Below are 24,532 nucleotides of genomic sequence, written 5' to 3'. Positions count from 1 at the left end.
CCTATTCTAGCCGCCTCCCCGCGGCATCACACCTGGAGCGCAGCACATGGCCACCGCCGGTCTTAACGACGTCAAGAAGGGTATGAAGATCCTTCACAACAATGACCCGTGGGTCATTACCGACGCCGATTTCATCAAGCCCGGCAAGGGTCAGGCGTTCACACGCATCTTCATCCGCAACCTGAAGAACGGCCGCACCAGCGAGTCGACGATGAAGTCCAGCGACAGCTTTGAAGTCGCCGACGTCGTGGATACCGACATGCAGTACCTGTACTCCGACGGCGAGTTCTGGCACTTCATGCACCAGGAAAGCTTCGAGCAACACCAGGCCAGCAAGGCGGGCCTGGGCGATGCCGTGAAGTGGCTGAAGGGCGAGGAAGAGTGCGTGGTCACGCTGTTCAACGGCGAGATCATCAGCGTGCAGGCCCCGAACTTCGTCGAGCTGAAGATCACCGAGACCGACCCGGGCCTGCGTGGCGACACCTCCGGTGGCGGCGGCAAGCCGGCGACGCTGGAAACCGGCGCTGTGGTCCGCGTGCCGCTGTTCGTCACCACCGACGAAGTGATCAAGGTCGATACCCGCACGGGCGAATACGTCAGCCGCGTCGGCAAGTGACGCATTGGCCTGCGCATCTGCGCATGGCGTGACAACGTATGGTTCGTCATGCCGTTAGGCAACCATGGGGCGGCCACCGCAAGGTGATCCGCCCCATGTCGTATCCAACATTAAAAAAGTGAGTCAAGGAATGAGCCAGAACGCCCCGCAAACCATCGACCTCCTGATCGAAGCGCGCTGGGTCGTGCCGGTGGAGCCGCATGGCGTCGTCCTTGAGCACCACGCCGTAGCTGTCGACAAGGGCGCCATCGTGGCGCTGCTGCCCATGTCGGATGCCCGTGCCGCCTATGCACCACGTGAGCGCGTGGAACTGGGTGAGCACGTTCTGATTCCGGGCCTCGTCAACACACATACGCACAACCCCATGACGCTGCTGCGCGGCCTCGCCGACGATCTGCCGTTGATGGTGTGGCTACAGAAGCACATCTGGCCGGTGGAAGGTCAGGTGATCGGCCCAGAGTTTGTGCGCGATGGCGTTGAACTGGCCGTGGCCGAGATGATCCGTGGTGGTACCACCTGCGCCAACGAGAATTACTTTTTCCCCGACGTCATTGGCGCCACCTACCGACGTATGGGCTTTCGCGCCGTGGTCGGCCTGCCGGTGATCGATTTTCCTACCGCGTGGGCGAAGACGCAGGACGAGTACTTCGATCGCGCCATCGAAGTGCACGACAGTTTCCTGGGTGACACGCTGATCAGCACGTCGTTTGCGCCGCACGCGCCGTACACCGTGTCGGACGAAAGCTTCGAGCGCATTCGCGTGCTCGCCGACCAGCTCGATATCCAGGTGCACCTGCACACGCATGAAACCGCGCATGAAGTGGAAGAGGAGAAGGCCAAGTCCGGTCTGCGTCCCTTCCAGCGCTTGCAGAAGCTGGGACTGGTCAATGATCGCCTGATTGCCGTGCACATGACGCAGCTCACCGACGCGGAAATCGAGGCATGTGCGGAAGCGGGTGTTTCCGTGGTGCATTGTCCCGAATCCAACCTCAAGCTCGCCTCGGGCTTCTGCCCGGCCGAAAAGCTGCGCAAGGCTGGGGTGAACGTCGCTATTGGTACGGACGGCTGCGCGTCGAACAACGACCTCGACATGTTCGGTGAGATGCGCACCGCAGCGCTGCTGGCGAAGGCTGTGGCCAGCGACGCAGCTGCGTTCGATGCCGCGTATGCGCTGCGCGCGGCCACGCTCAATGGCGCACGCGCGATGGGCCTGGAAGACCGCATCGGCTCCATCGAAGCCGGCAAGCAGGCTGATCTGGCCGCCGTGCGACTGTCCGATCTGGAAACGCAGCCGTTGTTCCACATCGCTTCGCAGTTGGCGTACGCCACCGGCCGTCATCAGGTCACCGACGTGTGGATCAACGGTGTGCGTAAATTGGCTGGCCGCCTGCTGACGGATATCGACACTGATGCCGTGCTGGCGAAGACGCACGCATGGCGTGAGCGCATTGCAGCCATCGACGCGGGCTGAGGAGATCGTCGTGCATCGTTATCTCGTCATGGCTATGCGTCGCCCGAACTTCGATCCGGCTTTCGTGCAGCCGCATAAGGACTTCCTCGAAGGCCTGCGTGCTGGCGGACGGCTGGACATGTCCGGTGGCTTCAGCGACCAGTCGGGTGGCGCCTATCTCATGCGTGCCGCCGACATGAGCGAAGCGCTGTCCATTGCACATCAGGACCCGGCCCATACCAGTGGCGGCTGGGATATCACGGTCTACGAATGGAACGCGCGCTAAGCTGCGCGCACGTTTCAAAGGATGCTTTCGATGCAAGCCGCAACCAATGTCAGTCCCGAGGAAATCGCGCGCTTCGGCAAGCTTGCCGCGCGCTGGTGGGATCCGGATGGCGAGTCTCGCCCACTGCATGACCTGAATCCGGTTCGTGCTTCGTACGTAGCCGATCGCGTCAATTTGCGCGGCGCACGCGTGGCCGATGTCGGTTGTGGTGGTGGCCTGCTCAGCGAGGCGTTGGCCAAGGCGGGCGCACGTGTCACCGGCATCGACCTGGGTGACAAGGTGATCGAGATCGCTCGACTGCACATGCACGAATCGCGACTGGAGAACCCGAGCCTCGACATCGACTACCGCGTGCAGTCATCGGCCGAATTGGCATCTGCCGAACCGGAGAGCTTCGACGTCGTGTGCTGCATGGAGCTAATCGAACACGTGCCCGATCCGGCCGCGCTGGTGAGTGACCTCGCCCGCATGGTCAAGCCCGGTGGCGTGGTGGTGATGTCGACGCTCAATCGCACGCCGGTGGCGTTCGGTGCGGCCATTCTTGGCGCTGAGTACATCATGCGCATGCTTCCGCGCGGCACCCATCACTACGCGCAATTCCTCAAGCCGTCTGAGCTCGGGCGCTTGATGCGCCATTCTGGATTGGAAATCGATGACGTGTCGGGCCTTGGTTACAACCCGCTCAATCGCAAGGCGTGGTTGAGCCGCGTTACGGCCGTGAACTACCTGATCAGCGCACGAAAGCCCGCATGAAGTCGTTTCCGGTAAATATCCAGGGCGTGCTGTTCGATCTCGATGGCACACTGCTCGACAGCGCTCCCGATCTCTATGCGGCGCTGAAAGCACAGTGCGACGAAATGCAGGCGGCCGCGCCTCCGTACGCGATGGTTCGCGAGGTGGTCTCGCGTGGCTCACGTGCCATCCTGCGCTGTGCCTTTCCTGACCTCGATGACGAGGCGTTACTGCTCCTGATGCCGCGTTATCTTGAGCTCTATCACGCGATGATGGCCGAGCACACACGTCCGTTCGATGGCGTGGACGAACTGCTGTCGTCGCTCGAAGCGCAGGGTATCGCGTGGGGCATCGTCACCAACAAGCCCGGCTTCCTGACTGACGAGCTGTTGGTTCGTATTGGCTGGGCGCCCCGCGCCGCGGCGGTGGTGTCCGGCGATACGTTGCCCGTCAAGAAGCCGGACCCGGCACCCGTGCTGCTGGCATGCGAGCGCGCTGGGCTCGATCCTTCGCGTTGCCTGTTTGTGGGCGACGATCGCCGCGACGTCATGGCAGGCGCCGGGGCAGGCATGTATACGGTCGCCGTGCGTTGGGGCTACCTCGATGGTGGCGACCCTTATCAGTGGAATGCGGATCTCGTGGTGGACCATCCATCTGATCTCACCCGCCGCCTGACGGTGGTCGCATGAGCGACACCGCGCTGCAGAGCTACATCGACAAGTGGCTGGCCGTACAGCCACAGCAGCGCATCGCGTTGGCATTCGTGGATCAGAACACCTACCCCGGCCACATCGCGCTAGCGGCGCTCGAGCAGGAATGGCTGGCGGCTGCGTATGGCATTCGTGAGCCGCACGTGGCGGCCACCAAGCTCAACTGGTGGGCGGAAGAACTGTCGGGTGCGGCCTCCAGTGGCGGTCGCCACCCCCTGACGCACGTGCTGTTCGACGATGACCGTGCCCATGCCATTGCGGCTGAGCGCTGGGTCGCTCCCGTGCTGGCCGCCATGGGGCAACTGGAGGAGGGCACGGCAGCGGATTTTCCGGCCCAGGTTGCCGCTGGCTCGTTGCTGCACGGGGCCATTGCCGAGCTGGAAACTGCGTGGTGGTTCGGTGATAAGGCATCCAGCGAGCGCGCCGCGCGCGTGGCGACCTTGTCACACATGCTCTATTCGCTGCTGCGTCTCGAAGAAGATGCCGACCGCGATCGACTGGCGCTTCCGATGTCGCGCCTGGCCAAATTCGGCCTGAGCCGCCATGAGCTGCGCGAGGCCAGCACCGTGCGCAACGATGCGGTTCGTGCCCAGTTGGAAGATCTGCACCAGGCGTGGCGTGAATCGGAGCGTCTGCCTGGCCCGTTGAGCGCGTTCCGCGGGATGGAGTCGCGCCAGGGCAAAACCCTGGTAGCCAAGGCGCGCAAGGCGGCAGACCCGCTCGACGTGCTGCGCAAGGGGCAGGGGCGACAGGGGCCGGGCGTGGCATGGCAGGCGTGGCAGGCCGCAAAGGCCTGGCGCCGCGCGGCGAACTGAGGCAAGCCGGGACGCAGCGTTTCCCGCGCGCCACTATTGCGAGGCACCCACCGTGCCCCAAGATTGTGGTCTCCCGGCGCCAAGACCGCCGGCCGGACATACAGGATTCACTATGTACACCGAGGAAAACACCGCCCGCCTACTGCCCGATGTGGCAGTCCACGCTCAGCCGCATCTCGTCGGCGAGCTGGATTGGGTCGGCATGGACGGCATCGAGGTGCCGGTGCGCTTCGATGCCGGCGACGGTGACGTACAGCGTGCCAGCGCACGCGTCGGGGCTTTCGTCAATCTGCGCCGCCCGGACAAGCGGGGCATCCACATGTCGCGCCTCTATCTGCAGGTCGAGCAGGCACTGAGTACGCAGACGCTGGGCACCGACACGCTGCGCGAATTGCTGCGCGGCTTTCTGGAGTCGCACAAGGATCTATCCGATCGCGCCTGCTTGAGCATCCGTTTCGAGCACTTGGTGCGTCGTCCTGCGTTGCGCAGCGCCAACAGCGGCTGGCGCTCATACCCGGTGACCATCGAAGCAAGCATGATCGGTGATGAGTTTCTGTTGGAGTTCGGCACCGAGATCGTCTACTCGTCGACCTGTCCCGCATCGGCTGCGCTGTCGCGTCAGTTGATCCAGGACCAGTTCGCCAAGGATTTCGACACCGCCAAGCCGCTTGACCACGCTGCTGTGCTGGCCTGGTTGGGCAGCGAGAAGGGCATCGTCGCCACGCCGCATGCACAGCGCAGCGTCGCGCGCCTGCGCGTGCGTCCGGCGGACGGCGCCAACTTCAACCTGATCGACCTGATCGACGTCACCGAGCAAGCCTTGGGCACGCCGGTGCAGACTGCCGTGAAGCGCGAAGATGAGCAGGCGTTCGCGCTTGCGAATGGTGGCAACCTGATGTTCTGCGAGGACGCGGCCCGCCGCATCCAGAAGGCGCTCGATGTGAACAAGGCGCTGAGCGACTTTCACATCCGTGTGGAGCATCAGGAGAGTCTGCATCCGCACGATGCCGTCGCCTACGCCAGCAAGGGCGTGGAAGGTGGCTACGCGGGCAAGGGCTGCGCCTGAACACTAGTTCAAGTAGGCCCTGTTAGCATGATGAAAGCCCGTTGCAGGGCTTTCATTGTCTGGAGAACATGCATGTCGTTTCGTCTTCCCTTGCTGGCCGTTGCCTTGCTCGCGCTGTCTGCTTGCTCGTGGCTCCCGTTCCATCACAAGGAAGCGGCCTCCCAGCCGACGGCCACTACCAGCGCGGCTGCAGCCCCGGTGCACGAAGCGTTGATGAGGACGCTGGTGGGTGACGTGCGCTACGACTTACCGAATCTGGTGCCGGCCGATGCCGTGCTGATCGTGACGCTGGCTGACGTGAGTCGCCAGGACGTTGCCTCACGCACCGTGGCGGAAGAACGCATCCAGCCCGTCGGCGCGTCGCCGGTGGATTTCATGCTGAGCTATGACCCGGCCGACCTGCGCGACGGCGTGGATTTCGCTATCAACGTGCGTCTGCAGCAGGGCGACAAGCTGCTCGCCATCAACGACACGCGCACCAGTGTGCTTGGTCGTTCCGGCGAAAACGGCCCGGTGAGCATCACCCTCAAGGCCGTACCGTAACCGCCGACATGCAGCCCGCTTAACGAGGGTTAGTGCGGGCTGGTGCCTTCGATGCCTGGCAGCAGCATTGGGTCGAGTCGTACCTCGAACCAGTTGATCCCCCAATGCACGTGCGGGCCAGTCGCCCGTCCGGTCATGCCTGCTGCGCCGATCACCTCACCCTGGTGCACTGTCTGGCCGACCTTCACGTCGAGTCGCGACAGGTGCAGGAAACTGGAGCTGAGCCCGAAGCCGTGGTCGATCAGCACGGTGCCGCCGGTGAGATAGAGGTCGGGCTTGGCGAACGTGATGATGCCGTCAGCCGGGGCCTTCACCGGCGTGCCCTGAGGCACGGCGATATCCATCCCTGGATGCGGCGATTTCGGCGTGCCGTTGAAAATGCGCTGGCTGCCGAAACGTCCGCTGATGCGGCCCGTCACCGGCCAGATAAAGCCGTGTGCAAAGCCTTCACGGTCATCGTCACGCTTGCGCGCAGCCGCCATTTCGGCCTGTTCACGCTGGATGCGCGCGGCGATGTCGGGCGGTGGGTTTACCGTCTTGGGTGGCACGCCGTTGACGCGCTCCACGGGCCAGGCGCGAGGCGTCACGGTCACTCGTGAGGTGTCCCGGTGGCCATCGGGAGAGGTAACCACAACAACCACGGGCCCCTTTTCATCACGGCCTACGCCAAACACCAACATGCCGTCGTCACCAACGCGCACGTTCTTGCCGTTCACCGTGGCGGACGAGCCCGCCGGCACCGTGGCCGTTACCAATCCGCCCTGCGAAAGGCTTTGCGGTAGCGTGGCCGCCGCCAGGGGCAGGGCGGCTACGCCAAGGGCGAGCAGCGCGCTCGCCCGTAGCCTCCACATCATCGATCAAAGGCCAGGCGCTGGCCGCGCACGGCCTGATCGACGCTCTTGCCATCCCACACGCGTTGGCCGTTCACGAAGGTGGCCGCGATCGAGCTGTTGAAGGTGTAGCCCTCGAACGGCGACCAGCCGCACTTGGACAGCACTTCCTCGCGACGCACTGTGTGCGGCTTGTTGGGGTCGACCAGCACCAGATCCGCGGCATAGCCTTCGCGCAGGAAGCCGCGCTCCTTCACATCAAACAGCGTGGCCGGTGCATGCGTCACGGCCTCCACCACGCGCTCCAGGGTCAGCTTGCCTTCGAACACACGCTGCAGGGCTGCCTGCAGCGCGAACTGCACCAGCGGCAGGCCGCTGGGGGCCTTGTCGTGCAACTGGCCCTTTTCTTCCAGCAAGTGCGGCGCATGGTCGGTGGCCAGCACGTCCAGGCGGCCTTCGGCCAATGCCTTGATGATGGCTTCACGGTCGGCCGAGGTCTTGATCGCCGGGTTGCACTTGATCAGGAAGCCCAGGCGCTCATAGTCGCGGTCGTCGAAGTGCAGGAAGTGCACGCAGGTTTCAGCGGTGATGCGCTTGCCCTTGATCGGGCCCGGCTCGAACAGGGCTAGCTCGTCCGCGGTGGAGATGTGCAGCACGTGCAGGCGGGTGTTGTGGCGTCGGGCCAGCTCGATGGCGAGGCGCGTCGACTTGATGCATGCCTCGCGCGAACGGATCAGCGGATGCTCCCAGGCCGGAATGTCGTCGCCGTACTTCTCGTGCGCCTTGGCGAGGTTCACGTCGATCATCGGCGTGTCTTCGCAGTGCGTGATGATCGGCGTAGGCGCGTACTGGAAAATGCCGTTCAATACCTCTGGGTTATCCACCAGCATGTTGCCCGTGGAGGCGCCCATGAACACCTTGATGCCGGGCGCTGCCAGCGGGTCAAGGCGCTTGATGGCCTCGAGGTTGTCATTGCTGGCGCCCATATAGAAGGCATAGTTCACGGCGGAGACCTCCGCGCCGCGCGCATACTTCGCTTCCAGCGTCTCGCGGTCCAGTGCGGGCGGCTTGGTGTTGGGCATCTCCATGAAGCTGGTGATGCCGCCGGCGGCACAGGCGCGCGACTCGTGAGCGATATCGGCCTTCTGCGTCAGGCCGGGTTCGCGGAAGTGCACCTGGTCGTCGATCATGCCCGGAAATAGCCAGAGGCCGCTGGCGTCGACCACCTGCTCGCCGGCGCGGGCGTCCAGGTCGCCGGCAATGGCGTCGATACGGCCCTGCTTCACGCGCACATCGGCGTGGAAACGGCGGCCTTCGTTGACCAGCTCGGCGTTTTTGATCAACCAGTCAGTGGACATGGGTTTCTCCTGGGGTGCGACAGCGGCGAAAGGTGAAGTGCTCGGGGACGGGGTCATTGCCACCCTCGCATAATGGCTGGCAGCGCAACAGGCGCCAGATGACAAGTGCGCTCCCCCTGAGCGGCCCGAAGCGCACGATGGCAATCCGTGCATAATCGGAACAGCTGGGATGGAAGCGGCAGCGTTGACCCAGCAGGGGGCTTAACCAGCGCTTGTAGAAGCCAAGCAATAGAAGTATCAGTCGGGTCACGACGGTTTGACGCTGCCAAAACAGCTTGCGGCATGTAGTGGCGCAAGTATTCCAGAAGCAAGGTTGCCGGTGTAAGCCGCATGGGCTATAACACCCGGCCGCCAAGGCCAAAATGGTGAAGGGAAATGGCGAAAACGACGCGTAGTGCGACAGGCACCAAGCCGCAGAAGGGAAAGCCTGCCGGCAAGGTGAAAGACGTCAAGGCCGGCAAGAAGGTTGCCGCCGGGCGTAGTGCGGTGCCCACCAAGGCAGCCGCGGTCAAGAAGCCGGCCGTGACAAAGGCGCCGGTGAAGAAGGCTGCCGCCGCCAAGAAGCCTGCCGCCGCGAAGGTCGTCGCCAAGGCTCCGGCCAAGAGTGTTGCCAAGAAGGCCGCTCCCAAGCCTCCCGCCAAGAAGGCGGCGCCGGCCAAGAAACCGGCCGTCGCTAAGAAAATTGAGAAACCGGTCGCCAAGAAAGTTTCGGCGCCCGCCAAGAAGGAGCCGCCCAAGGCGGTGACCAAGCCGGCGAAGCCGGCTCCGGCACCGGCAAAGACGGCCAAGGCAGCGCCCGCCAAGCCCGCGGCCAGCCCCGTCCCCGCCAAGCAGCCTGCGGCTGCCCGGCCGGCGACGCCGGCCCCGGCCAAGGCAACCCCGGTCTCCCATGCCGTGCCGGCCAAGCCGGTCACATCGCCTTTCACAGGCAAAGTGGCCAGTGCGACCGCTCGTCACATCCCCATCAAAACTCAGAAAGCCCAGCAGTCCTCGATGAACAAATCTGCAACTCTCGACAATGGCATCACCCGTGAAGACGGCCGTTATGCGCTGCCCTCTACGACGCTGATCGATCTGCCCAAGGGTTACCGCCCCTCGAACGACGAGGAGTACATGAACCCCAAGCACCTGGCCTACTTCCGTAACAAGCTGCGCGAATGGCGTGAGCAGTTGGTGGAAGAGTCGCGCCAGACCATGGAGAACCTGCGTGATGAGGTGCGTGATGTGGGCGATGAAGCTGAACGCGCCACCCGCGAGACCGAAAACTCGCTGGAGCTGCGTACGCGTGATCGTTACCGCAAGCTGATCTCCAAGATCGACAAGGCCCTGCGCCGCATCGAAGAAGGCCGCTACGGCTTCTGCGAAGAGACCGACGAGGAAATTGGCGTGGAGCGTCTCGACGCTCGCCCGATTGCCACCTTGTCGCTCGATGCGCAGGAGCGTCGCGAGCATCTGCAGAAGCAGATGGGCGACTAAGCGGTCGCACCTTTGCCGTGTGCCGCATAAAACAAAGCCCCGCTGCGCGGGGCTTTGTTTTGAGGTGTCTTGTAATGGCCGGGTCAGGCTTTCAGCGTGGCCGCGGCATACGCCTTGATCTTCGCCAGCATGGCGGCGAGGCCGTTCGAGCGCGTGGGCGAAAGGTGCTTCGCCAGGCCAATGGCTTGGATGAAGGCCGGTTCCGTGGCGACGATGTCGCGGGCGGAGCGGTCCGAATACACGCGTAGCACCAGGGCGATCAGTCCGGAGACGATGGCGGAGTCGCTGGTGGCCTGGAAGTGCAGCTTGCCTGCATCCCCGCTGGGCACCAGCCACACCATCGACTGGCAGCCGTGCACGCGGTAATCCTCGATCTTCAGGTCTTCCGGAAAGTCCGGCAACTGCTTGCCCAGGTCGATCAGGTACTGGTAGCGCTCAGTCCAGTCTCCAAAGAAGGCAAATTCGTCGACGATGTCTTGCTGCGCCTGTTCGGCGCTGGAAGTGGCGATGGCATTCATAGCGCCATTATCGCGCGTTTGGGCATGCGCCGCTTTTCTGCGCCCTCTCCCCTGTGGGGAGAGGGCTGGGGTGAGGAGTCAATCTAGCCCCGTCATTACATAGGGGGCTGGTACTTCCGATGGAAGGCTGCTTAGCCCTTCACGACGCTCCAGCGCGTACCTTGCGCCCCATCCTCAATCGCGACACCCATCGCGGTGAGTTCCTCTCGGATGGCGTCGGCGCGCTTGAAGTCCTTGGCAGCGCGGGCGCTGCGGCGCTCTGCAAGCAGTGCCTCGACGCGCGCTTCATCAACGGCATCTTCGCCGCCAGCCTGCTTGAACCAGGTTTCCGGGTCCTGTTGCAGCAGGCCAAGCACGGCGCCGGCACCGAGCAGGGTCGCCTTGGCATCGTGTCGGGCTTCAGGAGTGCTCGCCTGACGAGCGGTATCGGCCAGCTGAGACAGTTCGGCCAGTGCCTGCGGCGTATTGAGGTCGTCGCACAGTGCCGCTTCAATCGTCGCCGGAACGGGCGGGTTGGCCGTATCCACGTCGACATCGGCCAGGTCGCGCAGCACGCGATACCAGCCGTCGAGGGTGCTGATCGCCTGCGCCACAGCGCCGTCTGACCAGTCCAGCGGCTGACGGTAATGGCCACGCAGCAGCAGCAGGCGCAAGGCCTCCGGTGGATGCTGCTTCAGCAATTCGTGCACCAACATCACGTTGCCCAGCGACTTGGACATCTTGCGGCCGCTAAAGGTCAGCATGCCGTTGTGCAGCCAGAAGCGGGCGAAGGTTTTGCCGCCGTGGGCGCAAGTGGACTGGGCGATCTCATTCTCGTGATGCGGGAACTGCAGATCGACGCCGCCGGCATGGATGTCGATGGTTTCGCCCAGGTGGGCCTCGCTCATGGCCGAGCATTCGATGTGCCAGCCCGGGCGGCCGCGACCCCAGGGGCTGTCCCAGCCTGGCAGTTCGGGGGTGGAGGGCTTCCACAGCACGAAGTCGCCTGGGCTTTCCTTATAGGGCGCCACTTCCACGCGCGCGCCAGCCAGCAGTTCCTCGGGGTCGCGTCCCGAAAGTGCGCCGTAGGCAGGGTACGAGCCCACCTTGAACAGCACATGGCCTTCCGCCGCATAGGCGTGGCCGCTGGCGATCAGTCGCTCGATCATGGCGATGATCTGCGGGATGTGCGCCGTGGCGTGTGGCTCCACGTCCGGCGGGGCAATGCCCAGCTTGGCCATGTCCTCGCGATAGGCCTGGGCGTAGCGCGTGGTGATGCTCTCGATGCCCACACCCAGCTGCTGGGCCGCTGCGTTGATCTTGTCGTCGACGTCGGTGATGTTGCGGGCGTAGACCACGTTCGGGTAGTGGCGGCGCAGCAGCTTCGCCAGCACATCGAACAGCACCGGTCCGCGCGCATTGCCGATGTGCACGTAGTTGTAGACCGTCGGCCCGCACAGGTACATCGTGACCCGGTTCGGGTCGAGCGGGGTGAACGGTTCTACGCGGCGCGTCAGGCTGTTATGGAGCGAAATCGGCATCGGTCGGGTGGTCCGGACGGTGGATAGCGGCGCCGGGCGGCGCAAGCCAGTCGCGCATCTTAACAAGCCGTAGAGCGCTCCGCAGGCCACAGGGCCCCGGCCTGCCGGTTGCCCGCCGGAACAGAGCCGGATGGATGAACAACGGCAGACGTTCGTCCAACTTTAGGACAACTTCTAAGCGTCGATTCAGAGTGAATTTGCTGGAATGGATGCTATGAGGTGCAGAGATGCGCCCCGAGTTGCTCCTTGCGGAGGTCGTAATGACCAAGTGGTTGTTCCCTGCGCTGGTGCTGTCCCTAGTGACCACTGGCGTGTTTGCGCAGGATGCGCGGTACCAGAATCAACAAAATGACGACAACACCCACTATGGATGGGCTGATGTGCTGCGCGTCGATCCGGTGTATGGCGTGGCACGTACCGAAGTGCCGCGCCAGGAATGCTATGACCAACAGGTAGTGCGTCAGACCCCCAGCCAGGGGTCGGCTGCCGGCACCATTCTGGGTGCTGTGGTGGGTGGCGTGCTGGGCAGTACCGTGGGCCGGGGCAGTGGCCGTACGGCGGCAACCGTGGTTGGCGCCGTGGCGGGTGGCGCCGTCGGCAACAGTGCCACTCAGTCGGGCGGTGGTGAGTATGAGACCACCGAAACCCATTGCCGCCAGGTCAGCGAAGTGAGCGAGCAGCGCCGCATCATGGGCTATGACGTGGAATACCGTTACCGGGGCGAGGTGTACCTGTCCCGCCTCAACTACGACCCCGGCGAACGCTTGCGTGTGCGGGTGAGCGTTTCTCCCGCCGACTGAGATCCAGGCCGACATCGCCGCCTTCGGGCGGCGATGTTCTATCCGTGGGCACTTGTTGTTGCATGGCAGCGAAATTCCCGTCATGATGCGAGTTCAACCTCCCGGAACTTCCATGTCCGCAGCCGTCTATACCGCCACCGTCCTCACTAGCGCCCGCATGGCCGCTGGGATGACGTCGCGTGCTCGCCGACCGCTGCTCCGCCAATTGGCCGGGTAGGCTGTCGCACGCGTTTAACGTGCATCGACGACAAAACCCGGCTAGCAGCCGGGTTTTTTTGTTTCTGGATTCCGACGATTCGATAAGGGCAACCTCCACCATGACGCTCCGCCACTTTCTGACCACCCAGGATTACAGTCGCGCTGAGATCGATGCGCTGCTTGAGCAGGCCTCGGCTTTTAAGCGCTCGCCGCGCGGCCAGCAGCTGGCAGGCAAGTCGGTGGCGCTGATGTTCTTCAACCCGTCCATGCGCACGCGTACCAGCTTTGAGCTGGGCGCCTTCCACCTCGGTGGCCATGCCATCGTGCTGGCACCGGGCAAGGACGCGTGGCCGATCGAGTTCGAAGTCGGCACGGTGATGGACGGTGATACCGAAGAGCACATCGCGGAAGTGGCGCGCGTGCTGTCGCGCTATGTGGACCTGATCGCTGTGCGAGCCTTTCCGAAATTCCAGGACTGGGCGGTGGACCGCGAGGACAACGTGATCAAGGCGTTCGCCAAGTACGCGACGGTGCCGGTGATCAACATGGAAACCATCACCCATCCGTGCCAGGAACTGGCGCACGCGCTGGCGCTGAAGGAGCACCTGGGCAACCTGCAGAACAAGAAGTACGTGCTCACCTGGACGTACCACCCCAAGCCGCTTAACACGGCCGTCGCCAACTCGGCTCTACTCATCGCCACCAAGATGGGCATGGACGTGACCCTGCTGTGCCCCACGCCTGACTATGTGCTCGACGAGCGCTACATGGAGTTCGGCTACCAGAACGCGAAGGAAAACGGCGGCTCGCTCAAGGTGAGTCACGATATCGAGGACGCCTACCGTGGCGCCGACGTCGTTTACGCCAAGAGCTGGGGCGCACTGCCGTTCTTCGGTCGTTGGGAACAGGAAAAGCCGGTCCGCGAAGCCAATAAGCACTTCATCGTCGACGAGGCGAAGATGGCGCTGACCAACAACGGTCTCTTCAGCCACTGCCTACCGCTGCGCCGCAACGTGAAGGCTACCGACGCGGTGATGGATTCGCCGGCCTGTATCGCCATCGACGAAGCCGAGAACCGTCTGCACGTGCAGAAGGCGGTGATGGCCTCGCTGATGGGTCAGCGCTGATCATGTACGTACCCTCGCACTTCAAGGAAGCGAACAGCGAGAAGCTGCACGCACTGATGCATGCGTATCCGTTCGCCACCATAGTGACGCACGGCGAGGGCGGTCTGGCGGCGAATCATCTGCCGCTAGAGCTGGTGGACGGAAAACTGCACGGGCACGTCGCGCGCGGTAACGAGCTGTCGCGCATGGATGGTGCCGAAGTGCTGGTGATCTTCCGTGGCCCTGACGGCTACGTGAGTCCGAATTGGTACCCCAGCAAGCGGGAAACCCATCGCGAAGTGCCGACGTGGAACTACGCCGTGGTGCATGTGCATGGCCGCCTGCGTACGGTCAGCGATGGCGCGTGGCTGCGCGCGCTGCTGGAGCGCCTGACCGATCGCCACGAAGTTGGCCAGCCTGAGCCGTGGCACGTGTCGGACGCGCCAGAAGACCACATTGAAAAGATGCTGCGCGCCATCGTGGGTCTCGAGATTTCCATCGATCGCATCGAAGGTAAGTTCAAGCTGAGCCAGAACCATCCTGATGCCAATCGCGCAGGCGTGCATGCGGGATTGGGTGAGCGCGCCGGTCGTGGCGACGCGGAGCTGGCCGATCTCATGTCACAACAAGAAAAGGACAGGTCGTGAGCCATACGCATCAGCACAACTACAAGGTCGACGTCACTTGGACAGGCAACCAGGGCACTGGCACCAAGACTTACCAAGGTTACGGTCGCGGGCATGAGATCCGCATTGCAGGCAAGCCGATGCTGGAGGGTTCATCCGATCCGGCGTTTCGCGGCGACGCCAGCAAGCACAACCCCGAGGACATGCTGGTGACGGCGCTGTCCACCTGCCACATGTTGTCGTACCTGCATCAGGCCGTGCTCGCCGGTGTGGTCGTCACGGCGTACACCGACAGCGCCGAGGGCACGATGGAAACGGACGTCCATGGCGGCCACTTCACAGAGGTGGTGTTGCATCCAATCGTCACCATTACGGCCGACAGCGACCCGGCCAAAGCCGAGGCTGCGCACGATCCCGCGCACCACGGTTGCTTCATTGCCAATTCCGTGAACTTCCCGGTGCGCGTGGAGCCACGCGTCGTGGTTGAATCCATCTAATCATCTTCGTTTAGCCATCCATTTCAGGATTAGCAAGTCATGAGCAAAGACATCGTTCTCGCCTTCTCCGGTGGCCTCGACACCAGCTTCTGCGTGCCTTACCTCAAGGAGCGCGGCTGGGCCGTGCACACCGTCTTCGCCGATACGGGCGGCGTGGATGCCGAGGAGCGCGCCTATATCGAGCAGCGCGCCAAGGAACTGGGCGTGGCGAGCCATGTCACGGTCGACGGCGGCCCGGCGATCTGGAACGGCTTCGTGAAGCCCTTCGTGCAGGCTGGCGAGGCCTACCAGGGCCAGTACCCGCTGCTGGTGTCCGACCGCTACCTGATCGTGGACGCGGCCATCGCACGCGCCAAGGAACTGGGCACCAAAGCCATCGCGCACGGTTGCACCGGCATGGGCAATGACCAGGTCCGTTTCGACCTGGCCGTGAAGGCGCTGGGCGACTACCAGATCGTGGCGCCGATCCGCGAGATCCAGAAGGAACACACGCAGACGCGCGCTTACGAGCAAGCCTATCTGGAAGAGCGTGGCTTTGAAGTTCGCGCCAAGCAGAAGAGCTACACCATCAACGAGAACCTCTTGGGCGTGACGCTTTCCGGTGGCGAGATCGACCATTGGAAGACCCCGGGCGAGGGCGCACGTGGCTGGTGCAAGCCGCGTTCCGAATGGCCGTCCGAAAAGCTCACGATCACCCTTGGCTTCGAGAAGGGTGAGGCGGTGTCGCTCAATGGCGAGAAGCTGCCGGGCGCGAACTTGCTGGCCAAGCTCAATGAACTGTTTGCGCCGTACGGCGTGGGTCGCGGCATGTATACCGGCGACACCACCATCGGCCTCAAGGGCCGCATCGTGTACGAAGCGCCAGGCCTGATCTCGCTGCTCGCCGCACATCGTGCGCTGGAAGAAGCTGTGCTGACCAAGCAGCAGAACCGCTTCAAGCCGGAAGTGGCGCGCAAGTGGGTGGAAGTGGTTTACGAAGGTTTCTTCCACGATCCGATCAAGACCGACCTCGAAGCGTACCTGGCTTCCAGCCAGAGCACCGTCAACGGCGAAGTGGTGCTGGAGACCTCGGGTGCGCAGGTCACGGCGGTGGAAGTCCGTTCTCCGCACATCCTCAATGCCAAGGGCGCGACCTACGCCCAGTCGGCGGACTGGGGTGTGGAAGAGGCTGAAGGTTTCATCAAGCTGTTCGGCATGAGCAGCACGCTGTGGGCGGAAATCAATCGCGGCTAAGCACAGTCAGGAGCACGGCGTGATGGACGAGAACCTGCACATCTCCACCGACAAGAATCAGCTCGATCTGGCGCTGATTCATGGGTTTCTTTCGACCGGGTCCACCTGGGCGCAAGGCATTCCACTGTCGACGGTGCGTCGGTCCATCGAACACTCGCTGTGCTTTGGCGGCTACGTGAGCGGCAATCAGGTGGCGTTTGCGCGAGTCATTTCTGACTTTGCGACATTCGCCAACCTGGTCGACGTGTTTGTACTGCCCGATCATCGCGGCAAGGCTTACGGCAAGCTCATGGTGGATGCGGTGTTGGAGCATCCGGATCTCCAAGGGTTGCGCCGTTTCACGCTGGCCACCTTCGATGCTCATGAGCTTTACGCCCGGCACGGTTTTACCGTGCCTTCACGTCCCGAGACGCTGATGGAAATCTATCGGCCGGACATCTACCAGCTGGCTCGTTTCTGACGGGCCCGGCGACGCATCTATTACGACGGACTTCATGAGCGCACTACTCGACGACACCCTTCGACATCTTCGCGCGCTGGTCAGCTACGACACGCGCAATCCGCCGCGCGAAATTGGCACCGGCGGCATCTTCGATTACCTGCGGGAGAACCTGCCGGGCTTCGACGTCAGCGTGACCGATTACGGCGCAGGCGCTGTGACGCTGTATGCCGTGCGTGGAAACCCCAAGGTGCTGTTCAACGTGCACTTGGATACGGTGCCGGATTCGCCGCACTGGACGGCGAGCCCGCACGAGCTTCGCGTAACGGAAGATCGCGCCATTGGCCTCGGTGCCTGCGACATCAAGGGTGCGGCCGCTGCCTTGGTGGCGGTCGCCAACGTCACCCAGGGCGACATGGCGCTGCTGCTTTCGACCGATGAGGAAGCGAACGATCCGCGTTGCATCGCCGGCTTCCTCAAGGACAAGCCCGCGTACGACGCCATCATCGTGGCCGAGCCGACCAAGGGCGAAGCGGTTCTTGCGCACCGTGGCATCCATTCCGTGCATATGCGCTTCAAGGGCAGTGCAGGGCATGCCTCGGGCGAGCAGAAGCCCAGCGACAGCGCCGTGCATCAGGCGGTACGCTGGAGCGCGGCAGCGCTGGATTACGTGGATAAACAGGCCCACGAGCGCTTCGGTGGACTCACCGGTCTGCGCTTCAACATTGGCCGCGTGGACGGCGGCATCAAGGCGAACATGATCGCCCCGTCGGCGGAGGTGCGTTTTGGTTTTCGTCCGCTGCCGACCATGGCGCCAGATCAGTTGCTGCAGACCTTCCGCACGCTGGTCGAGCCGCAGCCGGTGTCGTTCGAGGAGCTGTTCCGCGGTGATTCGCTACCGGCCGGTGACACGGCCACTGCGGAAGCCCGTCGTCTGGCCGCGCGGGACCTGGCGGACGAGCTCAACATTCCCATCGGCAATGCCGTGGACTTCTGGACAGAGGCGGCCCTGTTCTCCGCCGCTGGCTACATCAGTTTCGTTTACGGCCCCGGCGACATCGCGCAGGCGCATACCGCCGACGAGTGGGTCTCGCTCGAACAGCTGAAGCACTACGCCGACACCATTCATCGCATCATCGACAAGAGCTAAGCAACAGTGGAAGCCCACAAGCACACCCGGAAAACCATCGTTCGCCTGCTTTCGAGCATGGGCAGTGCGAAGGAGATCCAGCAATACCTCAAGCGCTTCTCGCAGCTCGACGCCAAGCGCTTTGCCGTGGTGAAGGTCGGCGGCGCGGTGCTGCGCGACGATCTGCCGGCACTTACGTCCTCGCTGACCTTCCTGCAGCAGGTCGGCCTGACGCCCATCGTGTTGCATGGCGCCGGTCCACAGTTGGACGAAGAGCTGTCGGCCGCCGGCATCGAGAAGCACACGGTGAACGGTCTGCGCGTGACCACGCCCAGGGCGCTCTCCATCGTGCGTAAAGTGTTCCAGGACCAGAACCTGCGTCTGGTCGAGGCACTGCAGACCATGGATACGCGCGCCACCTCGGTGCTGTCGGGTGTGTTCACGGCAAGCTATCTGGATCGCGACACCTACGGTCTCGTGGGTAAGGTCAGCAGCATCAACCTCGCGCCGATCGAAGCCAGCCTGCGCGCCGGTTCCATTCCGGTGATCGCCAGCCTGGGCGAGACGGAAGAGGGCCAGATCCTCAACGTCAATGCCGACTTCGCCGCCAACGAATTGGTGCGCGTGCTGCAGCCGTACAAGATTGTGTTCCTCACGGGCACGGGTGGCCTGCTGGACGACAAGGGCAACATCATCGACTCGATCAACCTGAGTACCGAGTTCGAGCACCTGATGGCCCAGCCGTGGATCAACGGCGGCATGCGTCTGAAGATCGAGCAGATCGCGGATCTGCTGAACGACCTGCCGCTTACTTCCTCGGTGTCGATCACCAAGCCGTCGGAGCTGGCCAAGGAGCTGTTTACGCACAAGGGTTCTGGCACGCTGGTGCGCCGCGGCGAGAAGGTGAAACGCTTCCAGTCGTGGGAAGGTATCGACCTGGCGCGCATGCGCGAGCTGATCGAGTCGAGCTTTGGCCGCACGCTGGTACCGGATTACTTCGAACGCACCAAGCCATTCCGCATCTACGTGAGCGAAAATTACCGCACGGCGATGATCCTCACCCAGGAAGATGGGCTGCCGTACCTGGACAAGTTCGCCGTGCTCGACGATGCGCAAGGTGAAGGCCTGGGCCGCGCCGTGTGGCAGGTGATGCGCGAGGAAAATCCGAAGCTGTTCTGGCGCTCGCGCCACGGCAATGCCGTCAACCACTTCTATTACGCCGAATCGGACGGTTGCCTCAAGCAGCCACGCTGGAAAGTGTTCTGGTATGGCATTGAAGACTTCGAGACGATCGCCCACTGCGTCGCCCATTGCGCGCAGCGGCAACCGACCCTGGTGGATTGAATCATGAGTACGACCAAGCATCGCATCGGTATCGTCGGCGCGCGCGGCCACACCGGCGCCGAACTCATCCGCCTGGTGGCAGCGCATCCCGCGCTGGAACTGGCCTTCGTTTCCTCGCGTGAGTTGGACGGCCAGCGCGTATCCGATCAAGTGGACGGCTTCCACGGTGAACTGCGCTACGCCAGCCTCGATCCCGAGGCCGTGGCTGCGCAGGGCGCGGATGTCGTGGTGCTTGCCTTGCCCAATGGCAAGGCTGCGCCGTTCGTCGAGGCCATCGACAAGGCGAAGCCGGACACGCTCATCGTCGACCTGTCGGCGGATTACCGTTTCAACGAGAAGTGGTACTACGGCCTACCTGAGCTGACCCGCGAACGTTGGCGCGGCGAGAAGCGCATCAGCAATCCCGGCTGCTACGCGACGGCGATTCAGTTGTCGATCGCCCCGCTGAAGGATCTGCTCGCAGCGCCGCCAGTGAGCTTCGGCGTGTCGGGTTATTCGGGTGCCGGCACCACGCCGTCCGACAAGAACGATCCGGAGAAGCTGCGCGACAACCTGATGCCGTACTCGCTTACTGGCCACATGCACGAGAAGGAGGCCAGCCGCCACCTCAACGTGCCGGTGGAGTTCATGCCGCACGTGGCGCCGCATTTCCGTGGCCTTACCGTCACCACGAATCTGTATTTGGCACGTCAGGTGAAGCGCGAAGATATCGTCAACCGTTTCAAAGCCGCGTACGAAGGCGAGAAACTGGTGCACGTGGTCGAGGAAGCGCCTTGGGTCAGCCAGATCGCGAACAAGCACCACGTGGATATCGGCGGCTTCGCTGTATCGAACGACGGCAAGCGCGTGGTGGTGGTAGCGACGCTGGACAACCTGTTGAAGGGTGCGGCGACTCAGGCCATGCAGAACATCAATCGCGCCATTGGCGTGGACGAATACACGGCGATTCCGGTTTCTTGATTGTCATTCCGGCGCAGGCCGGAATCCAGTTGCGCCGATGATCGGTGTTCGTAAAAGCATCTGATCAGGTTTTTTGCGAAAACCAAGTGACTCCACTACTGGATTCCGGCCTGCGCCGGAATGACGAGCAAAGATGGCGAACTACTACGACTGCAGGATATCTCCATGACCCAACCCCTTTGGCAGAAATCCAACATCAAGATCGACGCGCGCATCATGGCGTTCCTCGCCGGCGACGATGTGATACTGGATCGCGAGTTCTTCCTGCACGACATCACCGCAAGCAAGGCGCACGTCGAAGGCCTGGCCAACATTGGTGTCGTCAGCGCGGACGAAGCTGCGGCACTTAAGCGCGAACTGGATGTGCTGGCGGAAGACTTCCGCGCCGGCCACTTCGTGCTCGACGATCGCTATGAAGACGGTCATTCGGCCATCGAGGCACGCCTGACGGAGCGCCTGGGTGATGCGGGCCGCCGTGTGCATACGGGCCGCAGCCGCAATGACCAGATCCTGGTTGCCACGCGCCTTTGGCTGAAGGAGCAGCTCGGCGCACTGGAGCAGCACTGCCGCGCCGTCGCCAAGGTCTGCCTCGATCGCGCAGCGCAACCGGCGATTCCCTTGCCGGGTTACACGCACCTGCAGCGTGCCGTGGTGTCGTCGACTGGCATGTGGTTTGCCGGCTTCGCGGAAGGTTTTATCGACAACGCGTTGCGCGCACAGCAGACGGCGCTGCTGATCGATGCCAATCCGCTGGGTACCGCCGCTGGCTATGGCGTAAACCTCAAGCTGGATCGCGAGCACACCACACAGGCGCTGGGCTTTGCCCGCATGCAGGTGTCGCCGATCTATGCACAGTTGTCGCGTGGCAAGTTCGAGATGGCCGTCCTCGAAGCCATTGCCGGCGCGTTGCTCGACGTGCGTCGCATGGCGTGGGATCTCTCGCTGTTCACCACGGCGGAGTTCAATTTTGTGAAGCTGCCGTCCGAGTACACCACCGGCAGCTCGATCATGCCGAACAAGCGCAATCCGGATGTGGTGGAATTGCTGCGCGCCAGCTACGCGAGCGTGGCGGCGGCCCGCACCGAGATCGAGCAACTGCTGTCGCTACCGTCCGGCTACCAGCGTGACCTGCAGTTCTCCAAGGGCTCGTTGTTCCACGGTTGCCGTCATGGCCTGGCCGCGCTGGAACTGGTGCCCGATCTGCTGGCGCGCATGGAGTGGAATGAACCGGCCATGCGTGCGGCGATCGAGCCAGCCATGTATGCCACTGACGTAGCCATTGAACAGGCCGCAGCGGGCGTGCCGTTCCGTGACGCCTATCGTGCGGCAGCGGACGCCGCTGCCTCGGCGGGCGAAGGGCGTACGCCGGAGGCCAGCCTAGCGGCCCGTGTGTCGCCCGGATCCGGTCATGACCTGCGTTTGGATGTGTTGCGCGATAGACTCGGTCGTCTGGACGGCTAAACGGAGCATCGGCATGGGAACCGTCAGTACGGGCAGTGCCGAACATTACCGATGGGGACAGGGTTGCGACGGCTGGCATCTGCTGGCCGGTGACGACCTGAGTGTGATCGAAGAGCGCATGCCGCCGGGCACCTGGGAAGTTCGCCACCGGCATGCGCGCTCCCGCCAGTTCTTCTACGTGCTGCAGGGCGAGCTGACCCTGGAGCTGGAGGGGACGTCCCATCGGCTCGCGACAGGGCATGGCTTGCACGTGCCTCCCGGCGCGGCTCACCAGGCACGCAACGACAGTGGTGCGGAGGTGCGGATGCTGGTCGTGTCGTCACCCCGCAGCCATGGTGACCGCATCGATGCGCCCTTGGAGGCGAACCCATGAGCGACGCCATTTCTGTGCAGGCGTTGCCATCATGGCGCCGTGCCGTACTCAAAGTGGGTAGCAACCTGTTAGCCGCCGATGGCGGTGGCCTTACTCCGCGCTACGCCGCCGCTCTGGCGGGTTTCATCCAGTCGAGCCGCGCTGCCGGCCGGCAGGTGGTGCTGGTGTCGTCCGGTGCGGTGGCGGCGGGGCGTGCGCAGTTGCGCGCCCATGCGCCCAGCGGCGGTGATCTTGCTGCAAAACAGGCGTTGGCAGCGCTGGGCCAGGCACCCATGATCGCGCTGTGGCAGTCGCTCAGTCCGTGCCCGGTCGCCCAGGTGTTGCTGACGCATGACGATCTGCGCAACCGCAGACGCTATCTCAACGCGCGGACCACCTTGCGCGAACTGCTCGCACTCGACGTGCTGCCGGTGGTGAACGAGAACGATACCGTCGCAGTCGACGAGTTGAAGTTGGGCGACAACGACAACCTCGCGGCCATCGTAGCGGCGCTGGTGGATGCGGACCTGCTGCTGATTGCATCGGATATCGATGCGCTCTACACAGCCGACCCGCGTCGCGATCCTTCCGCCGTACCGTTGGTGCGGGTGGAATCGTTGACACCCGATATCGTGGCCATGGCCGGCGGCAGCGGCAGTGCTGTCGGCACCGGTGGTATGCGCACCAAACTGGAGGCCGCCGCCAAGGCAGCGGCGGCCGGCGTACCCACGGCGCTGTTCAGCGGCAGGCACGACGACACCGTTGCTGCGCTTGCTCAGGGTCAGTTGCGGGGCACCTATTTCGCGGCGGGGCGCAGCCGCATGCAGGCGCGCAAGTACTGGCTGCGTCATGCACCATCGGCGCCGGGACGCATCAAGGTAGATGCGGGCGCCGTGACGGCGCTGGCGAGTGGACGCGCCTCACTGTTGCCGGGCGGGGTGCTGGAAGTGGCCGGCGATTTCCATCGCGGCGATCTGGTGGAGATCGTCGACGCATCCGGTCGAGCCATCGCGCGCGGCTTGTGCCAGTACGGTGCAACCGAGGTAAAGCGGCTGGCTGGGCGTCACAGTCGCGATATCGATGTCGTGCTCGGCTACAGCTATGGCGCAGAGATCGTGCATCGCGATGACCTTGCCACGTTGGCCGAGATCGAAAGCACGGGAGATATCGACGCATGAGCGACATCCGTTCACTGGCCATCGCCTGCCGCGACGCGGCACCGCTGCTGTCGGTGCTCGATACTCCGGCGAAGCGCGCGCTGCTGAATGACATGGCTGATGCCTTGTCGCGTCGCACAGCCGGTGTCCTTGAGGCGAACGCGAAGGACATACACTCAGCCGTTGAGAAAGGCCTGCAGGGCGCGATGCTCGACCGCCTTCGCCTGGACAAAGCGCGTGTGGCCGGTATCGTCCATGCATTACGCGAGGTCACATCGCTGCCCGATCCGGTAGGGATCGTCACGCGTCGCGACACGCTGCCCAATGGCGTCGTGGTGGAGCGCGTGCGCATTCCGCTCGGCGTGGTAGCGATGATTTACGAAGCCCGCCCCAATGTGACCGCCGACGCTGCCGCACTCTGCCTGATGGCAGGTAATGCAGTGATCTTGCGCGGTGGTTCCGAGGCAATCCAATCCAACCGTGCTATCGCCGCAGCCTTGCATGAAGCATTGCGCGCACATGGCCTGCCCGAGGCGGCCGTGACGCTAGTAGAGGATCTTCGCCGCGAGACCATGGTCGAACTGCTGCAGCTGAGCGATGTTGTGGACCTGGCCATCCCGCGCGGTGGCGAGGGTTTGATCCGCTTCGTCACGGAGCATGCGCGCGTGCCGGTCATCAAGCACTACAAGGGTGTGTGTCACCTCTACGTGGATGCTTCTGCCGATGCGACGCTTGCATTGAACCTGCTGGTCGATGGCAAGACATCCCGCCCGGGTGTATGCAATGCGTTGGAAACCGTGCTGATTCATCGCGACGTGGCGGGCGACTTTCTGCCTCGCGCGGCCGTCGCGTTGCGCGAACGCGGCGTGGAGTTGCGCGGCGACGCCGCCACGCGCGCGCTCGTATCCGGCGCGAGCGTTGCTGATGAGGACGATTACGCGGCCGAGTTTCTCGATCTGATTATCGCGGTGCGTGTGGTGGACAGCGTCGACGAAGCGATTGCCCATATTCGCCGCTACGGCTCGGATCACACGGAGGTCATTGCCACCAACGACGATGCGACGGCGAGGAAATTCGTGCAGTCGCTGCGCTCCGCGGTGGTGATGGTCAACGCCTCATCGCGGTTTTCCGACGGCGGACAGCTGGGGTTGGGCGCGGAGATTGGTATTTCGACGACGCGCTTGCACGCCTACGGCCCAATGGGCGCAGAGTCGCTGACTATCGAGCGGTTCGTGGTGTGCGGGGAAGGGCAGGTGCGGCATCCGGAAAGCCGCCTCGTCTGACGACGTCACTGAGCATCCAGGAGCGCA

Annotated in this window: 27 protein-coding genes; 22 read left to right on the top strand and 5 right to left on the bottom strand. The window is 63.5% G+C overall.

The features are described from left to right. Positions 1-46 precede the first annotated feature (46 nt). The 8 genes from efp (at position 47) to DYST_RS08240 (ending at position 6,218) form a co-directional block, all read left to right on the top strand. The gene (efp, locus tag DYST_RS08275; RefSeq protein ID WP_102302477.1) at positions 47-616 is read left to right on the top strand and encodes an elongation factor P; all 570 of its coding nucleotides are present in this window, start codon (positions 47-49) and stop codon (positions 614-616) included. Between the two features lie 130 nt (positions 617-746). Continuing rightward, positions 747-2,087, top strand: a complete 1,341-nt coding sequence (locus tag DYST_RS08270; RefSeq protein WP_239951249.1) for a TRZ/ATZ family hydrolase — start codon at positions 747-749, stop codon at positions 2,085-2,087. 10 nt (positions 2,088-2,097) lie between these two features. Next, complete coding sequence (locus DYST_RS08265) at positions 2,098-2,352, top strand: YciI family protein (protein ID WP_102302607.1); 255 nt, start codon at positions 2,098-2,100, stop codon at positions 2,350-2,352. 30 nt (positions 2,353-2,382) lie between these two features. Beyond that, positions 2,383-3,105 carry a bifunctional 2-polyprenyl-6-hydroxyphenol methylase/3-demethylubiquinol 3-O-methyltransferase UbiG gene (gene ubiG / locus DYST_RS08260; RefSeq protein WP_239951247.1) on the top strand — a complete coding sequence of 241 codons (723 nt, stop codon included), beginning with the start codon at positions 2,383-2,385 and terminating at the stop codon, positions 3,103-3,105. Further along, positions 3,102-3,773, top strand: coding sequence for a phosphoglycolate phosphatase (gph, locus tag DYST_RS08255; protein ID WP_239951245.1), 672 nt, complete (start codon positions 3,102-3,104; stop codon positions 3,771-3,773). Before ubiG ends, gph begins: the two co-directional genes overlap by 4 nt. Further along, positions 3,770-4,609 carry a squalene/phytoene synthase family protein gene (locus DYST_RS08250; RefSeq protein ID WP_239951244.1) on the top strand — a complete coding sequence of 280 codons (840 nt, stop codon included), beginning with the start codon at positions 3,770-3,772 and terminating at the stop codon, positions 4,607-4,609. Before gph ends, DYST_RS08250 begins: the two co-directional genes overlap by 4 nt. A 112-nt stretch (positions 4,610-4,721) precedes the next feature. After that, the gene (gene folE2 / locus DYST_RS08245; RefSeq protein ID WP_239951242.1) at positions 4,722-5,675 is read left to right on the top strand and encodes a GTP cyclohydrolase FolE2; all 954 of its coding nucleotides are present in this window, start codon (positions 4,722-4,724) and stop codon (positions 5,673-5,675) included. A gap of 72 nt (positions 5,676-5,747) precedes the next feature. After that, entirely contained in the window at positions 5,748-6,218 is a 471-nt protein-coding gene (locus DYST_RS08240; protein ID WP_239951240.1) for a YbaY family lipoprotein, read from the top strand. A 29-nt stretch (positions 6,219-6,247) separates the two neighbouring features. On the opposite strand, the gene DYST_RS08235 is transcribed toward DYST_RS08240, so the two are convergent. From DYST_RS08235 to yidD, 3 genes are read right to left on the bottom strand one after another with little or no spacing between them, the layout of a single operon-like run. Continuing rightward, on the bottom strand, positions 6,248-7,072 hold the full coding sequence (locus DYST_RS08235) for a peptidoglycan DD-metalloendopeptidase family protein (protein ID WP_239951238.1): 825 nt from the start codon (positions 7,070-7,072) through the stop codon (positions 6,248-6,250). Next, on the bottom strand, positions 7,069-8,406 hold the full coding sequence (locus DYST_RS08230; RefSeq protein WP_239951236.1) for a dihydroorotase: 1,338 nt from the start codon (positions 8,404-8,406) through the stop codon (positions 7,069-7,071). Before DYST_RS08230 ends, DYST_RS08235 begins: the two co-directional genes overlap by 4 nt. After that, positions 8,396-8,680 carry a membrane protein insertion efficiency factor YidD gene (yidD, locus tag DYST_RS08225; RefSeq protein WP_239952090.1) on the bottom strand — a complete coding sequence of 95 codons (285 nt, stop codon included), beginning with the start codon at positions 8,678-8,680 and terminating at the stop codon, positions 8,396-8,398. Before yidD ends, DYST_RS08230 begins: the two co-directional genes overlap by 11 nt. A gap of 101 nt (positions 8,681-8,781) precedes the next feature. Between yidD and dksA the strand changes: the two genes are divergently transcribed. After that, the gene (gene dksA / locus DYST_RS08220) at positions 8,782-9,882 is read left to right on the top strand and encodes an RNA polymerase-binding protein DksA (RefSeq protein ID WP_239951234.1); all 1,101 of its coding nucleotides are present in this window, start codon (positions 8,782-8,784) and stop codon (positions 9,880-9,882) included. Between the two features lie 83 nt (positions 9,883-9,965). Here the strand turns inward: dksA and DYST_RS08215 are convergent, their stop codons facing one another. Further along, a complete protein-coding gene (locus tag DYST_RS08215) occupies positions 9,966-10,400 on the bottom strand; it encodes a SufE family protein (RefSeq protein ID WP_239951232.1) in 435 nt (144 codons plus the stop codon). A 131-nt stretch (positions 10,401-10,531) separates the two neighbouring features. Next, positions 10,532-11,920 (bottom strand): cysteine--tRNA ligase, encoded by a 1,389-nt coding sequence (cysS, locus tag DYST_RS08210; protein ID WP_239951231.1) that lies wholly within the window; start codon positions 11,918-11,920, stop codon positions 10,532-10,534. A 260-nt stretch (positions 11,921-12,180) separates the two neighbouring features. On the opposite strand from cysS, the gene DYST_RS08205 reads away from it, so the two are divergent. From DYST_RS08205 to DYST_RS08145, 13 genes are all read left to right on the top strand, one after another. Then, entirely contained in the window at positions 12,181-12,720 is a 540-nt protein-coding gene (locus DYST_RS08205) for a glycine zipper 2TM domain-containing protein (RefSeq protein ID WP_102302466.1), read from the top strand. Positions 12,721-13,037: 317 nt separating this feature from the next. Then, a complete protein-coding gene (locus DYST_RS08200) occupies positions 13,038-14,045 on the top strand; it encodes an N-acetylornithine carbamoyltransferase (RefSeq protein ID WP_239951229.1) in 1,008 nt (335 codons plus the stop codon). A 2-nt stretch (positions 14,046-14,047) separates the two neighbouring features. Beyond that, the gene (locus tag DYST_RS08195) at positions 14,048-14,671 is read left to right on the top strand and encodes an FMN-binding negative transcriptional regulator (protein ID WP_239951227.1); all 624 of its coding nucleotides are present in this window, start codon (positions 14,048-14,050) and stop codon (positions 14,669-14,671) included. Then, on the top strand, positions 14,668-15,147 hold the full coding sequence (locus DYST_RS08190; RefSeq protein ID WP_239951226.1) for an OsmC family protein: 480 nt from the start codon (positions 14,668-14,670) through the stop codon (positions 15,145-15,147). Before DYST_RS08195 ends, DYST_RS08190 begins: the two co-directional genes overlap by 4 nt. 39 nt (positions 15,148-15,186) lie before the next feature. After that, the gene (locus DYST_RS08185) at positions 15,187-16,380 is read left to right on the top strand and encodes an argininosuccinate synthase (protein ID WP_239951224.1); all 1,194 of its coding nucleotides are present in this window, start codon (positions 15,187-15,189) and stop codon (positions 16,378-16,380) included. A gap of 22 nt (positions 16,381-16,402) precedes the next feature. Next, the gene (locus DYST_RS08180) at positions 16,403-16,840 is read left to right on the top strand and encodes a GNAT family N-acetyltransferase (RefSeq protein WP_239951222.1); all 438 of its coding nucleotides are present in this window, start codon (positions 16,403-16,405) and stop codon (positions 16,838-16,840) included. A 34-nt stretch (positions 16,841-16,874) separates the two neighbouring features. Further along, positions 16,875-17,969 carry an acetylornithine deacetylase gene (locus DYST_RS08175; RefSeq protein WP_239951220.1) on the top strand — a complete coding sequence of 365 codons (1,095 nt, stop codon included), beginning with the start codon at positions 16,875-16,877 and terminating at the stop codon, positions 17,967-17,969. Between the two features lie 6 nt (positions 17,970-17,975). Then, positions 17,976-19,292 (top strand): acetylglutamate kinase, encoded by a 1,317-nt coding sequence (locus tag DYST_RS08170; RefSeq protein WP_239951218.1) that lies wholly within the window; start codon positions 17,976-17,978, stop codon positions 19,290-19,292. Positions 19,293-19,295: 3 nt separating this feature from the next. After that, the gene (gene argC / locus DYST_RS08165) at positions 19,296-20,252 is read left to right on the top strand and encodes an N-acetyl-gamma-glutamyl-phosphate reductase (RefSeq protein WP_239951217.1); all 957 of its coding nucleotides are present in this window, start codon (positions 19,296-19,298) and stop codon (positions 20,250-20,252) included. Between the two features lie 165 nt (positions 20,253-20,417). After that, on the top strand, positions 20,418-21,713 hold the full coding sequence (gene argH / locus DYST_RS08160; protein ID WP_239951216.1) for an argininosuccinate lyase: 1,296 nt from the start codon (positions 20,418-20,420) through the stop codon (positions 21,711-21,713). Between the two features lie 13 nt (positions 21,714-21,726). Next, on the top strand, positions 21,727-22,086 hold the full coding sequence (locus tag DYST_RS08155) for a cupin domain-containing protein (protein ID WP_239951215.1): 360 nt from the start codon (positions 21,727-21,729) through the stop codon (positions 22,084-22,086). Further along, positions 22,083-23,243: a glutamate 5-kinase gene (gene proB, locus DYST_RS08150; protein ID WP_239951214.1), complete on the top strand. Its 1,161-nt coding sequence runs from the start codon at positions 22,083-22,085 to the stop codon at positions 23,241-23,243. Before DYST_RS08155 ends, proB begins: the two co-directional genes overlap by 4 nt. Next, positions 23,240-24,505 (top strand): glutamate-5-semialdehyde dehydrogenase, encoded by a 1,266-nt coding sequence (locus tag DYST_RS08145; protein ID WP_239951213.1) that lies wholly within the window; start codon positions 23,240-23,242, stop codon positions 24,503-24,505. The genes proB and DYST_RS08145 overlap by 4 nt, the downstream gene beginning before the upstream one ends. Positions 24,506-24,532 lie beyond the last annotated feature (27 nt).

Origin of the sequence: Dyella terrae, from assembly GCF_022394535.1 — a bacterium.
GTDB lineage: Bacteria > Pseudomonadota > Gammaproteobacteria > Xanthomonadales > Rhodanobacteraceae > Dyella.
The sequence above is the reverse complement of the archived record's forward strand: the minus strand, read 5'-3'. Positions and strand labels throughout refer to the sequence as shown.